Consider the following 14611-nt stretch of genomic DNA (forward strand, 5'->3'; position numbering starts at 1 on the left):
CTGCAGCGGCACCTTGAACTCGGTGTCCTCGTTGCGGCGGGCGATCTCCAGGAGCTGGTTGCGCGTCAGCACCAGCTCCGAGACCATCGTCATCAGATGTTCGAGCGTGTCGACGTTGACGCGGATCGACTGGTTGGCGACCTTGTCGTTCTCGTGCACCTCGCCGTCGGCATTGACCTTCGGCCGCGCCGCCTTCTTCGGCTCGGCCTTGGCCTCTGCTTCCGCCTTGGCAGGCCCGGCCTTGGCGACCGGCGCCGGGGCAGCGGCCTTGGGCTCAGGCGCCTTCTCATGCGCGGGCGGCAACTCGATCGCGGTCTCGCGGAAGGCCCGCTCGAGCTCGTCGAGCGACACTTCGCCCGGACGCAGCGGACGCTCCAGCGTCTGGTCGATCAGCGAGCCGTGCGTCACCGCGGGGGCCGGCGGCGCGGCCGGCACCAGCGGCGGGGCCGCTTCGCCGGCGGCCATCGCCGCCATGCCGCGCTCGACCATGGCTTCAAGCTCGCTGATGAGGTCGCGGTCCTCCCCCTCGGGCTCGGCCTCGTTGGCCTCGAGCTGTCCCAGGATGTCCTTGATGCGGTCGATCGTGGTCAGGATCAGCGTCACGGCCTCGCCGGTCACCGGCATGCCGTCGCGGAATTTGCCCATCAATGTTTCGGCGGCGTGCGCCAGCGCCTCGAGCCGCGGCAGGCCGAGGAAACCGCAGGTCCCCTTGATCGTGTGCACCAGCCGGAAGATGTTATCGAGGATCTTGGCGTTGTTCGGCTCCTGCTCGAACCGCACCAATTGATTGTCGACGGTATCCAGGCTCTCGCTGGTCTCCGTCAGGAACTCACGCAACAGATCGTCCATGAAACTGGCCTTCCAAGAATTGGCGCCGCGGTCACGGGGCGACCGCTGATCCTGTCAGAGCGACGGCCGGTCCCGGCCTTCACCAGCAGCGCGGATCGATACCCGGCCCTCGCCGACTCGGCTGAACAGACTTTCGTCCACGCCATCGTTAGGCGGGGCTTTTATCCGTCCCGTTAATTTTATTGTCCGTGCTAATACGGACGTAGTACCGACCTCTCAGGCTGTGGCGAGCCCGGCTCCTTCCGCGGCCGGAATGTCAAGGCATCGCTTCGGCCGGCGCGACTGCGCGATCCTCTCGCTCGATCAGCGCCCTGATCTCCTTCAGCGCCTTGTACAGCGCTCCTTCCGTGACATGGCGATCCACCATCTCGGCTTGGCCGGCGGCTTCCGGAATCGCCCTGCGCAACTCGTTCATACAGGCGAGATAGGACGCGCGATAACGGATCGCGTCGTTCTTCAGGTACATCGTCTGGACGCAGAGATAGAGGCGCTTGGCCGGCGTATCGGCGGTCTCGGCGGTGACGGTGTCACGCTCGCGGAGAATGGGCGCGTCGCCTTCGACGATGAAGCGGGCGCGCGTATTCGAATTCACGATGACGCTGTCGCCGATCACGATGCGCTCGAAAGGCTTCAGCTCGACCCGCAGGGGCATGGCCCAGTCTCCTCTCAGAAGGCTCCTCTCGGGAGTCTCCTCTCGGGAGCGGCGTCGTCGGCAGGCTGCATTCGCGTCGACACGACGTTGCTCTCGTGCTCGCTGTCCGGCTGACCCGGCGCCGCAGCCGAGCGGCGTCAATTTGCGAATAGTCTAGAGCCGAAAACGGCGGGGCAAGCCCCGCCGCCTCCGATATTCGTGGGTGCCGCCCGCGCCTTAGCGCAGGAGCTGCAGCACGCTCGCCTGCGACTGGTTGGCGAGCGACAGCGCGGACACCGCGATCGACTGACGGGTCGACAGCGCCTGGCTGTTGGCCGCTTCCTCGTTGGTGTCGGCCAGCGTCAGGTTCGACGAACCGGTCTGCAGCACGTTGATCAGGTTCTTGTTGAAGTCCTGACGAACCTGCACGACCGAGAGGTTCGAACCCAGCGTGGAGGCCTCGTTGCGCAGCGTGGAGCTCGCCGAGTTGAGGACGCCGATGACCTTGTTCGCCGAGTTGTTGTCGAGGAAGTCGGTGCCCGAGGTCAGGTTCGACAGGCCGAGACCAGCCGAGTTGAACGTGACACCGGTGATCGACAGCGTCGACTTGCCGGTTTCGTTGAAGGTCAGCTTCAGCGTATCGCCGTTCAGCAGGTTGATGCCGTTGAACGAAGCGTCAGCCGCGGTCGTGTTGATCTGCGCCAGCACGTTGTTGTACTGGGAGACCAGGCTCGCGCGCTGCGTCTGCGCGGTCGCGTCCGCCACCGGAGCCGCCGCCGTCAGACCGTTGAAGGCCTGGCTGGATGCAGCCGACGTACCGCCGATCGCACCGATCGTGGCCGAAGCCGCGTCGTTGGTCGTGGTGATCGAGATCTTGCCGGTGGACGAGTCGACCGTGGCCTGCAGGTTGTTGGCTGCGAGCTTCGCGTTGAGATCGTTCAGCGACTTGACCTGTCCTGTCCCTAGACCGAACGTGATGCTTGTCGCCGTGCCACCTCCTGTGGCGCCGACCGTCAAGGTCTGACCTGACAAGCCATCGCCGACGGCAGTCAGCCCGAGCTTGCCCAAGGTGCCGGTGCTGCCCGAGAGCGTCAATCCCGCCGCCGGCGGCGTCAGGGTGATCGCACCCGCGGTGATCGACGCGGTCACGCCGGTCTGGGTCTGGATCGCCGACAGCAGGTTGCTGACGCTGTCGCCGATGCCGATGTTGGTGCCCGTCGAGGACGTGCCGGTGATGAAGGTGAAGGTGGTGCCGTTGACGACCAGCGTCTCACCGGAGGTGATGCCGGAGGCGAGGTTGTTCGACGCGGTGCCCGCCGTGCCCGACAGCTTGGTCGAACCGGTGATCGCCACCGCGCTCGAGGTATTGTCGTTGTTCACGACCGAGCCGGTCACAGCCGTCGAGCTGGAGCCGAGCAGGTCGGTGGCGGTCGCCCCGGTCAGAGCCGCCGAGGTCACGCTCGACTTGGTGGAGTAGCCCACCGCGCTCTGCAGAACCTGGTTGGCGATCGACTTGGCGCTGTCGACGAGCTTCTGCAGCGAGGTGATGCCGGTGTTGGCGGCCTGCAGCACCTGCACGCCGTTGCCGATGCCGTCGAGCAGATTGGAGATGTCGGAAGCGCGGTTGTCGAGACCCTGGGCGGTGAAGAAGTTGGTCGGATTATCGAGCGCCGAGTTGACCTTCTTGCCCGTGGAGAGATTGTTCTGGGTGGTGGCGAGGAGCTGAGCTGTCGACTGAAGCGACAGCAGATTCTGGCGCACCGACGCCGAGAGGACGATACCTGACATTTTCATACCCTTCTGGTGTGAAATAAACCCCGATCCCTTCGAGATCAGGGTGCAGCCCAGGTCGATTTGAACGACCCCGGACGACGGGCGTCACGGTGAATGGCAGTGGCTAACAAACGCTGAAGGGTTGTGGTGCGCAGCCGCCTCAATCAGCGGAACAGGCGCATCGGCGCGGCTGATTGCCGCGTCATCGCGCAAGAACGCCCTTTGAAAAGGCTCGTTGATTCAACAAACGCGCCCGTCGTTCACAACGCGTCAACCACCTTTGGAAAGGTTTCGACGCGCGGCGACATTCTGCCGGCGGTCGTCATCGACCAGCGGACGACGCCGAGATGCGGTTTGCGCTCAGAGCGCCAGCGGCGGCGCATCGACCTCGATCAACGGCGTGAGACCGGCCGCGCGCTGGCGGCCGAACATGAGGACCGCCGCAATCAGCCGGCCGATGTCGCTCGTCCCGGTGCGATGATTGACGATCGCGGCACGGATCGCCAGCCGTCCGTCGAGCATCGTGGTCGACGGCGCGGCGAGGCCGGATTCGTGGATGTCGGCGACGATCTCGCCGTTGAGCGCATCGGCATCGTCGGCACGATAGCGGAAGCAGACGATGTTGAGATTGACCGGCGCCAGCAGCTCGAGCTCGGGCTCGGCGCGCACCCGCGCCTCGAGATGGCGCGCGAGCTCGCAGCTTCGCGCGATCACGGCGCCGAGCGCATCCGTGCCGAACGTCCTCAGCGTGAACCATGTCTTCAGCGCCCGGAAGCCGCGCGACAGATCAGGACCGAGATCGCAGGGCCACTCGGCGCCCGCCGCGAGACCACGGGTTTCCCGGCGCAGATAGGCGGCCGGCGAGGCGAAGGCGTCGCGATGCTTGGTGCCATCGCGCACCAGCAGGAAGCCCGCATCGTAGGGCACCTGCCCCCATTTGTGAAAATCCAGCGCAATCGAATCCGCCTGCTCGATGCCGGCGAGCTTCGGTGCGAGCTCCGCTGACAGCATCGCGAGCGCACCGAAGGCGCCGTCGACGTGAAACCAGAGCCCCTCGGCACGGCAGAGCTCGGCAATATCAGCGAGGTCGTCGATGGCGCCGATATCGACGGTACCCGCCGAGGCGACGACGAGAAACGGATGCAGTCCCGCGGCGCGATCGCGCGCGATCGCGGTCCGCAGCTCGCCGACGTCGATGCGATGTGCGGCATCCACCGCGATGCAGCCGAGCGCGTCGCTGCCCAGTCCGCAGATGTCCATCGCCTTGGCGATGCAGCCATGCGCCGCCTTCGACGTGTAGGCGCGCAAGCGCCGCCCCTCCTCACCGAGACCCGCCGAGCGAACCGCCGCGCCGAGCGCGTTGCGGCGAGCGACCAGCACCGCCATCAGGTTGGCCATCGAGGTGCCGGTGACGAAGATGCCGCTGGCGCTTGCCGGAAAGCCGAACAACTGACGCGTCCAGTCGACGACCTGCCGCTCGACCTCGATCGGCGCGTGGTCGCGGCCGCCGAGATTGGCGTTCAATCCGGCAGCCAGCATCTCGGCGAGCATGCCGACCACGGTGCCGCCGCCATGCACCCAGCCCATGAATCCAGGATGCACGTTGCCGGTCGCGTAGGGAACGACGAGCTCGCTGAAATCGCGATAGACCTCGGCGAGATCGGTCGGCGCATGCGGCAGCGCGCTGCGGAAGCTCTGACGTGTCGCCGGCGACATCGGCTGCCACACCGGCCGGTCGCGGATATCGGCGACATAGTCGATCATGTCATCGAGCATGCGATGACCGAGCGCGCGCATCTCGTCCCAATGTCGCGGATCGAGCGTCTCCGCCGTCCGCGACGCAGGATCGATGCGCAGCCCGGCGGTCACGCCGCCTGCTCCGCCCGCGACGCGGCGCGCTTCTCGATCATGGCCGCGAAGGCCGCGAAGATCTTCTGCATCTGCGGCGGCTTGTAGGGGAAGACCTCCGGCGAATCCATGTTGTGGACGACGGCCGTATTGTCGGCCTCGAACACCAGCAGCGTGCCGTCCCTGGTCTCGGCGCAGTCGATGATGAAATAGTCGAGACCGACGCGCGCGGCGATCGCATCGAGCACGCTGCGATGACGGCGGCCGAAGCCGATGTCGAAGGTCTGCATGAAGGTCGCCTCTTCGAGGCGCTTGCTCTCGCTGCCGGCCATGTTGGCGTTGAGGTACCAGATGTCCCAGCGTCGCGCGATCGCCATGTGGCAGGCGTAGGCCGTGCCGTCGACGAACACGATGCGGTACTTGCGGAACTGACCGTCCTCGCTGGCATAGTCGACGAAGCGCGAGACGAAGAACTCCTGCTCGCTGCGCTCGTCGAGATAGAGCGACAGCTCGAGCGGCTCGTCGACCTTCTCCAGGCCGACGCCGGCATGCGAACCGCGCGGCCGCACGATGACCGGGAAGACGAGCGAGTGGTCGACGTCCGTGATCCATTCGCGCTCGTCGGCGATCCCGATCAGGCGCTCGCGGTCGACGGGAATGGTCGCCGGAATGGTGAGCCCGTCGATGCCGGCGAGCCGCGCATGCAGCTTGTCGCGATCGAGATGCCAGATCCGCTCCGGCGGATTCAGCAGCGGACGCGGCCAGCGCGCCGCGACGGCATCGATCTCGCGCAGCGCGTGCTGACAATCCTCGGAATCGGACGCGATGACGATGGCGACGTCATGAGCGGGCAAAGGCGCCAGCAGGTCCGCGCCCGGAACGACATAGAGCAGCAGCAGCTCGAAGTCGGTGTCCTCGAGCAGGAATTCGATCGGCGTGTTGCTGCCCATGTCGGTGGCCGCCGCGAGCGCGAGCACGCGCAGCCGCGGCGTCGCGCTGTTGCAGGCAACGCGGTAGAGCTGCTGCGACTGCAGAACGTCGTGCTGGATCGCGAGCCCGGACGATTTCTCGCCGATGAGCTGCGCGATCAGCGCGAGATCGAGCCCCTCGCCCGGCTCCGCGCGGCCGTCGAGCAGCTTGGCGAGCAAGGCGGCCCACATCGGTTTCAGGTCCTGGCCGTCGAAGGCGGCCTTGGCGAGCTTGGCCATGCCGATCCGGTCGGCACATCCTGCGTCGGTGGCGTCGGCCAGCGCGAGCAAATTAGTCGGCATTGCAGATGTCCCTGAGATCCTGGCTGCTCAGATCCGATACGAGCAGCTCTGTTTTGGCAACGATGTCGGCGACGCGGTCGATGTCGGATTCGAGATTGACCCGGGCCGCGGTGACGTCGTCGCACCATGCGTCCGTCACCTGGCGCGCGCCGATGCACAGCCGCAGCGCGGCCGACGGCGCCTCGCCCGCGCGTTCGATCCGCACCGGCTGGCCGATCAGGCACTGGCGCGCGGCAATCTCGGCTGCGCGTCCAGTGAAGCGGCTACCGAGATCGCGCTGCAGCGCGCGATACACCGCCTGCGTCTCACCGAGGCCGAGCGGGCCGCCGTCACGCTGGAGCGCGAACGGGAAGATGGTGGGAAAGCCGAACTCGCCATCGCTCCCATCCGGCGCAGGCGCGCGGGCGGCGATGGGACGCAGCACCGGCGACAGCATCAGCAGGCTTTCGATGGCCTCGCCGAGCTGCCGGATCGCCATCCGGCGGAACGTCTCGGGCACGGCGTGATACGCGGCGATCTCCTCCAGCGCGGCCTCCCAGCGCAGCCATTGGCCGATATTGGCGCGCGGCGCCGTGCGCGCGCGCAGATCCGTCCAGGCGAGCGGCCAATCGCTGCGATTGACATAGTCGAACAGGCCGGGCGCGATCGGATGTCCGCGGCGCAGCGCAGCCGATGCGGCCGCGGGCACCAGCAGCGCGCCGCTGAAGGCGGGGCCGCCGAAGAACTTCGAGCCCGTGACGAGCACCAGATGGCCGCGTTCGAGATGATCGCGCAGCCGCGCCGCGCCGAGCCGCATCTGGCAGGCATCGACGACAACCTGCACGCGCCCCGGCCAGCGCCGCGCCACCTCGTCCAGGCAGGCCATGTCCGGCGCGCGCCAGCCGAGCTTGGAGGAATCCATGACCTGCAGCAGGACGCCACGGCCCCTTCGCACCAGCGCCTCGACGCTGTCGAGCACCTCGGCATCGATAGCAACGCGCGGCTGCATCGATGCGCCGTCGAGCAGCGGCAGCGACACGGCGTCGCCCGAGAGCCCCTCGATCGGCGTGTTCGTCCGCACCGCCAGACCGTTCGCCGTCCGCGTGCTGAAATGGTGTCCCCGGGCGCTCGCGGCGGTGCCGCTTCCGGTCTGGTCGCTGCCGACGACGATGCTCGTGACGGCCTCGCCCAGCACCGCCCGCACCAGCGCCAGCGCATGCAGTTGCGAGTCGGTGCCGGACGGCGAGAACACGATGTCGATCTCGTCGGCAAGGCCGAGATATCCGCGCAATTCGCAGCGCATCTCCTCGGTGCGCCGGTCGAGCGCGGCGTCGAGGCCGAGCGAGATCGCCGCATGCATCAGCTGCTCGCGCGCCAGCTCGACGCGCGCATAGGCGCGTTCTGAAATCGGCGAAGCCGTGCTCGATGCGAAGCTCAGCACATCGGGTTCGGGCGACGGCCCGCAGCCATAGACGTTGCGGCCCCAGGGGCGATCGAGCGCCAGGCGGGTATCGCCGCCATCGATCAGGAGATCGCCGAGCAAGGCAAAGAGATCGCGCAGTCCGGTCGCGGCGCCCTGCTCGCGCCGGTCGATCCGGGATGATTGGGATATCTGCGACCGGGTTACCGCCGGGGTCATCGCGCGGATCGTCAGGCTGCGTCGGCCGCGGCGGCGGTGGGAACCGCCACCGCCGACGCGAATTGCGAGGCGACATTGCCGTGAAACACGGACGGACCGACGTGATCGAGCCGGCTGTCGAGATCGGCCCAGATCTCGCCGCCGAGATCGGTCCATCGCTTGCAGAACGCGAAATCCTCGCTGAGATAGGTCCCGGTCGCCGGGTCGATCATGCATTCGAACAGCGCGAAGCGGTTCGGACTGCCGGCCAGCGCATCCTGCGAATGCTCGCGGAAGAACTGCAGCGGGGCGTAGGCCGGATGCGCGATCATCGTCTCGATGACGCGGCGGCGGACCATCAGGAAGCCGGTGCCGGCATAGCGCACGCGGGTGAAGCCGTTGACCACCGCAACGTGGTCCGGGTTGTCGATCTCCAGCACGTAGTCGAGCGATGCCGCCGGCACGTCCATGCGGTTGGAATTGATGGCGCGGCGCGCCTTGTTCCAGTTGACCTTCTTGACCGGATAGACGCCGGCGACCATGTCGCCGCCGGACGCGATCAGCCGGAACACCTGCTTCGGCGTGAAGCCGATGTCGGCATCGACGAAGAGCAGATGCGTAGCCGAGGGATCGTTGAGGAACAGGGTGACGAGATTGGCCCTGGCACGGGTGATCAGCGCATCGCCGTCGCGCATGTGGACGGTGAGGTCGACGTTGGACGCGGCGCGCAACTCGCGCTGCAGGGCGAAGATCGAGCTCGCATAGATGCTCGACACCTGGCCGCCGAAGCATGGTGTCGCGACCACCAGATGAATGCGCTCGTCGGTTCCGTCACTCACGTCCGCCTCCAGACAAAGAGGCTCTCGCCCCAGATCTGAACAAAAGCTAAAGAGACGTGGTTAACGAAAACCTAACCGCCGCCCCCCGGGGCGCTACAGATATTTCACCAGCGTCAGCTGGGCCAGCATCGCCGTCGTCTGGTAGGACGCCTGGAGGTTGGTCTGCAGCTGCAGGATCTGGCTCGCCACCTCCTGCTGCGAGATGCCCTCGGTCTGGTCGACCATGGCCTGCATCGCCGCCTTGGCCTGGGTCTGGCGCGCCGTGGCGTCCTTCATCGTGGTCTGGGCGTTGGCGAACTCGGTCTGGATATCCGAGATCGCCTGCTGGCCGAGCTGCGGCGTCAGGTTGGCGGCGATGCGCTGGCTGAGCGCACCGATCTGCTGCGGGGCATTTGCTCCCGCGGGCGGCGTGTTGACGGCGGCATAGACCGCGGTCTGCTGCACGAGGTTGCGGATCGCGAACTCGTTGCCCTGGGCGCCGAACTGAATGCTCTGCGCCGTGTCGATCCGGATGGTCGCGCTCGACCGCGCCGAGCCGGGACCGCTGTTGCCGGTGTACCAGGCGACGGTGTTGGCCGAACCGTTGACGAGGCTGGTCGCCGACCCCAGCGGCGAGCCGGAGACGCGCAACGGCGGCGTCGGCGCCGTCACGGTGCCGGAGAAGCCGAGCGCCCCGAACGCACCCGCGTTCGAGCTCGACACCGAGAAGCCGGCGGCGTCGTTGGTGCGCAAGGTGATCACGCCGCCGCTGACCGTCGACGGCGTCGACGTGCCGCTGAGCGTATCGATCTTCGACAGCAGCGTCTGCACGCTGTCGCCGACATTGATCTGGTTGTTGCCGTTGGCGCCGGAGGCGACGAAGGTCAGCGTCTGCCCATTGACCGTGATGGTGTCGCCGGTCGCAAAGCTGGTCGCGATCGAGTCGGAGCCCGCCCCGCCCGACAGCAGCGTCGCTCCCGTGATCGGCGCCGGCGTTGCGAGCTTGTTGTTGACCACCGTTCCCGACACGGCGCTCGCCGTGTTGAAGAAGTTGTCACCGGCGACGACCGCCGAGGCGGCGGTCAGCGAGGTGTTGGCCAGCGTCGACAGCGCCGTGTTGAGCGCCGCATTGAGATTGGCGGAGGTGGCCGCCGGCGTGGCGCCGATGGCGAACGTATTGGTCGGCGCCGGCGTCGTGGTGGACGCCGTCAGCTTGATCGATTCCGAGGTGCCGTCGGGCAGCTTGAAGGTGAAGCTGATCTGGTCGCCCGCATTCGGATTGCCGGCGGTGAGATCGACCGAGATGCCCGCGGGCGAGCCGGACGGTCCGGTCACCGTGGCATTGGTCAGCGACGAGGTGACGCCGCTCAGCTTGAAGCCGAACGGCGAGCCGGCGACGTCCTCCGCCAGCGTGATCGGCATCGTGGCCGACGCCGACAGGTTCAGACGCCCGAGACCGTTGAGCCCGAGATCGGCCTGCTGCCGCTCGGCGATGACCTGCTTCAGGCCGGCCTGCGTCGTGGTGCCGTTCAGGATGTCGTCGGCCGATGCGATCGCCGGCCGGTCGGTGGCGCTGCCGGAGAAGATGTAGCGATCGCCGACCTGGGTGTTGAGGATGCCGGTGATGGCCGACAGGTTGGACAGCGCCGTCAATTGTCCCGTGGTCTGGCCGGTGCTGGTCAGGTTCTGCGGCGTCGCCGAGGCGCCACTCTGGACCTGGTCATGAATCTTGGACAGCGACTGCAGCGAGGTATTGACCGCGCCGATCACGGTATTGACGTGGGTCATCGTCAGGGTGAAGGCCGAGATGTTCGAGAGCTGCGCCCGCGCCGCGATCGCGAAGCCCTCGTCGGGGCCCATGCCGGCGTAGTTGTTCGCCTTGACGCCGCTCGAGAGCTGCGTGGAAAGGTCCGCGAGCTGGTTCGAGATGTTCCGCACGGACAGGCCGAGCAGAGAATTTCCGTAGTTGACACTGCTGATCGACATCTTACACGCGCCTCACTAAAATGCCTGGAGCAGGCTCTGCATCATGCTTTGCACGACCGACATGATATGGGCGTTGGCCGCATAGGTGTTCTGGACCTGGATCAGGTTGGACATCTCGCTGTCCATGTTGACCCCCGCCGTGCCCTGGAACTTCTCCTTCAGCGTGCTGACCACGACGGCCTGGCCCTGGCTGAGCTGGGTCGCCAGCGTCGAGGCACTGCCCTGCTGGCTGACGAACTGCTGCAGATAGCCGGACACCGTGCCCTGGAATGGCTGCGCCGCCGAGCCGAGGCCGGTGGTTGGCGAGTAGCTGAAGGTCGCCGAGGTGAGCTGCGCGAACAGGAAGTCCGGTCGCGTCGCGTCGCCGGCCGCGGTCTGCGGCGAGGTCGAGTAGGTCGACAGCTTGGTCGGATCGTTCAGCAATGCCGGGTTGACGTTGAGCCTTCCCGCGAGCCCCGTCATCTGCGAGCCGGTCGAGGTGATTGCGCCGGTGTAGAGCGCGCCGCCGTCAGTGAAAACCGGCAGTTGGGCGTTGCCGCTGGCGAGCGTCTGCACCGTGGTGGTGGCCGAGGCCGCCTTGACCGCCGCCTGGCTGGTGCCGTCATCGGTGATCCGCAGCGTGGTGCCGGAGGGATTGGAAAACTGCAGATGCGCGCCACCGAGCGCGCTGTTGAGCTGCGACACCACCGAGGCCATGCCGAGCGAGAAGTCGACGCCGACATAGGACGGGTTGGCGCCGGAGGCGTTCTTCAGCGGCAGCGCCGCGGGATCGTTGACGTTGACGATCTTGACCTGGCGCTGGACGTTGCTCGAATCCGTGTAGGTCAGGTTGATGGTGTTGCCCGCCAGCAGCCCGCTGGTCGAGACGTCGAAGCCGGCCGGAGGTCCCGCCACCGCGGTACCCGCCGTGGTCTTGTCGGACAGCGCCGAGGCCATCGTCGCCGCGAGCTGGTCGACCTGGGTCTGCGCCTGCACCAGGGTCTGGTCGCGCAGCTTGAGGTCGGCCGCGATCTGACCCGAGTTCAGGAGATTGTTCGACACGACGTCGAGCGACACGCCGTTCGACAGCTTGATGTTGAGCTGCCCGACGCCGGTCTTGGTCGGATCGCTGTTGTAGAGCGAGGTGGCGTCGAGCGTCCCCGGCGACGAGAAGGTGAACTCGGAGCTGAGGCCCGCGCCGACCAGCTGGATGCCCGAATTGGTGAATATGCTCGTGCCGTTGGTCGGGTCGGACACGACGCGGATGTCGACATATTTGGCAAGCGTGTTGATCGCGTTGTCGCGCTGGTCCTGCAGGGTCGCCGCCAGCGGGTCGGAGCTGTCGAGGCCCTGCAGCTGCGTGTTGAGCGTCGCGATCTGCTTGATCGCCGCGTTGGCCTGCGTGACCGAATTGCCGATGTCCTGCTCGACATTGGTGCGCAGGGTCTGGATGCCCTTGGTGGTCGCGTTGAGCTGCAGCGCCACGCCCTGCGCCGCCGACAGCGCCACCGACTGCGCCGACTGGTTGCTCGGATTGTTCGACAGCGACTGCAGCGCCGTGGTGAAATTGTTCAGCGCCGTCTCGAGCGTGCCGCTGCCGCCGGGCGTACCGTACACGGTCTGCAGCTGGCTCAGGATGTTGGCCATCTGATTGGCATAGGTCCCACCCGAGGTCTCGGTGCGGAGCTGGTTCTGGACGAACAAGTCGAGCTGACGGTTGACGCCCGTCGTCGTCACCGTCGAGCCGAAGCCGCCGCTGGCGACCTCGATCTGGTTCGGGTTCTGCGCGACGTAGCCGGGCGTGTTCGCGTTGGCGACGTTCGATGAGATGATCGAGAGCGCGGCCTGCGTCGAGCGCAGGCCGGACATCGCGGTGGCGAGGGCAGAACTCAAACCCATGTTCGGTAGCCTTATGTCAATTCAACTGCCACGTCTCAGCGCGATCAGCGCAGCACGTTCAGAAGATCCTGCACCATCGAATTGGCCGTCGTGATCACCTTGGTGTTGGCCGAATAGGCCTGCTGGGTCACGATCAGCTTGGTGAACTCGTCGGCGATGTCGGTGTTGGAGCCTTCCAGCGAGCCGCCCGAGATCTTGCCGGTCGCGCCGATGATGGCTTGGCCGGACTGGTCGGTCGCCTCGTAGGCGCCGCCGTCGAGCGCCTTCAGGTAGTTGGTGCCGTTGAAATGCGACAGCGTGACCTGCGCCAGGTTGATGGTCTGGCCGTTGGAGAAGGTGCCGGTGACGACGCCGCTGTTGTTGACGGCGACCGACTGCAGCTGGCCGGCGGCGAAGCCGTTCTGATTGATCTGGTTGATCGTCGCCGAGCCGATCGTGCTCGCATATTGCGTCAGCGCGCCCGAGGAGATGTTGAGGCTGACGGTGCCGAGCGTGGTGCCGTCGACCACGACGTTGGGAATGGAGATGTTGGAGGTCGTCGGCGACACCAGCGAGCCGTCGGAGGCGAACGTGAAATTGGTGCCGACGTTCTGCCAGGCCACGGTCGAGCCAGTGGCGCTGGAGTTGGTCTGGTAGAACAGGTTCCAGGTGTCCTTGTGGCCCGTGCCGAGCGTCGAGCTGTCGACCTTGCCCCAGCGCAGCTGCACGTTCACCGGCGTGCCCGACGAGTTGTAGGCCGTGACCGCGCCGCCCGAGATCGTCTCGTTGTTGAAGTTGGTGAGATCGTTGCCGATCACGATGCCGGTGCCGGGACTCGCCGTGCGCGTCAGTGCCACGGGTGACGTGAGGCCGAGCGCGGTGAAACCCGGGGAGGCACTGCTCAAGTTCCAGTCCTCGCCGCTGCCGGAATGCAGCGTGATCTTGCCGGCGGTGATGGTCGGCTGCACGCCGGTGACGGCCGCGATCTTCGCCAGCAGCGTGCCGACGGAGTCGCCGACATTGATCTGGGTACCCGAGGCGCCGGAGGCGACGAAGGTGAAGGTGACGACGTCGCCGGCGCTGCCGGTCATGGTGATGGTGTCGCCGGTGGTGAAATTGCTCGAGATCGAGTCGCCGCTGGCGCCGCTCAGCAATGTCGAGGTCGTGATCTGCGCCGGCACCTTGTTCACGGCGGTGGCGCCGGTGACGGTGGAGTCGGCGTAGAAATTGGTGCCGACCGGCAGCGGCACGTTGGAGAGGTCGGCCGAGTTGAGGCCGCCGGCCGCGACCAGCGTGCCGGTCGCAGCGTTGCCGCTGGCGGCGGTCTTCGGCTGCGTCGGCAGGTTGGCCGCATACTGGATTGCGGTGGTCGCCTGCGCCGGCACGAAATTGTTGGCGAATTGCAGCACGGTCGGCACGTTGCCGGTGGCGTTGCCGGTCTTCGGATCGACCGCAACGCCCATCAGGTAATAGCCGGCGCCGTTGATCAGGTTGCCGTTGGCGTTGAGCTGGAAGTCGCCGCGGCGGGTGTAGTTGGTGACGCCGGTGAAGACCGGCACGTTATCGACGACCGAGGAGGCCTTCTGCACGTTGAAGAAGCCGTCGCCGTTGATCGCCATGTTGGTGGCGACCGAGGACGTCGAGACGGTGCCCTGGGTGGTGATGGTGGCCTTGGCGAAGGCGGTGACGCCGCCGGCGTTCTGGCGCGTCGGGTTGGTCGCGTTGGGAATGAGGTCTTCGAAGCTGGTGCCGATGCCCTTGTAGCCGACGGTCGACGCGTTCGCGATGTTACCGGAAATATTCTGCAGCGCGAATGATTGAGCGGACAGACCGCTCACCGAAGTGTTCATCGCGTCGAAGATACCCATACCAATCTCTCCACTGTGATGCCGGTGGCGGGTCGGCCCGCACCGCGTTTCGTGGAGAGCTGTCGCAATCGCTGTGCCAGATGAGAAAATGCTTTGAAATCAGCGCGTTGTAA

10 protein-coding genes are annotated in these 14611 nt (G+C 66.5%); all 10 read right to left on the bottom strand.

The features are described 5' to 3' along the window. Positions 1-849, bottom strand: an 849-nt coding sequence (locus ACQR0W_RS19905) for an Hpt domain-containing protein (protein ID WP_434840718.1), incomplete at its 3' end; no start/stop codon positions are given. Positions 850-1105: 256 nt separating this feature from the next. Beyond that, positions 1106-1501, bottom strand: coding sequence for a flagellar biosynthesis repressor FlbT (gene flbT / locus ACQR0W_RS19910; RefSeq protein WP_315716969.1), 396 nt, complete (start codon positions 1499-1501; stop codon positions 1106-1108). Between the two features lie 216 nt (positions 1502-1717). After that, positions 1718-3268, bottom strand: coding sequence for a flagellin (locus ACQR0W_RS19915; RefSeq protein WP_315729343.1), 1551 nt, complete (start codon positions 3266-3268; stop codon positions 1718-1720). A 345-nt stretch (positions 3269-3613) separates the two neighbouring features. After that, positions 3614-5050 (bottom strand): pyridoxal phosphate-dependent decarboxylase family protein, encoded by a 1437-nt coding sequence (locus tag ACQR0W_RS19920; protein ID WP_315713620.1) that lies wholly within the window; start codon positions 5048-5050, stop codon positions 3614-3616. A gap of 68 nt (positions 5051-5118) precedes the next feature. Next, positions 5119-6309 (bottom strand): ATP-grasp domain-containing protein, encoded by a 1191-nt coding sequence (locus tag ACQR0W_RS19925; protein WP_315753289.1) that lies wholly within the window; start codon positions 6307-6309, stop codon positions 5119-5121. Between the two features lie 52 nt (positions 6310-6361). Then, positions 6362-7990 (bottom strand): hypothetical protein, encoded by a 1629-nt coding sequence (locus ACQR0W_RS19930; RefSeq protein ID WP_316169647.1) that lies wholly within the window; start codon positions 7988-7990, stop codon positions 6362-6364. Between the two features lie 11 nt (positions 7991-8001). Continuing rightward, complete coding sequence (locus tag ACQR0W_RS19935) at positions 8002-8808, bottom strand: hypothetical protein (RefSeq protein ID WP_316169648.1); 807 nt, start codon at positions 8806-8808, stop codon at positions 8002-8004. A gap of 93 nt (positions 8809-8901) precedes the next feature. Beyond that, positions 8902-10773 carry a flagellar protein gene (locus ACQR0W_RS19940; RefSeq protein WP_316169649.1) on the bottom strand — a complete coding sequence of 624 codons (1872 nt, stop codon included), beginning with the start codon at positions 10771-10773 and terminating at the stop codon, positions 8902-8904. Between the two features lie 15 nt (positions 10774-10788). Continuing rightward, complete coding sequence (flgK, locus tag ACQR0W_RS19945) at positions 10789-12651, bottom strand: flagellar hook-associated protein FlgK (RefSeq protein WP_315712670.1); 1863 nt, start codon at positions 12649-12651, stop codon at positions 10789-10791. Between the two features lie 44 nt (positions 12652-12695). Further along, positions 12696-14498 carry a flagellar hook-basal body complex protein gene (locus ACQR0W_RS19950; RefSeq protein ID WP_315712671.1) on the bottom strand — a complete coding sequence of 601 codons (1803 nt, stop codon included), beginning with the start codon at positions 14496-14498 and terminating at the stop codon, positions 12696-12698. Between the last annotated feature and the right edge of the window lie 113 nt (positions 14499-14611).

The organism is Bradyrhizobium sp. HKCCYLRH1034 (assembly GCF_051168375.1).
Lineage (GTDB): Bacteria > Pseudomonadota > Alphaproteobacteria > Rhizobiales > Xanthobacteraceae > Bradyrhizobium.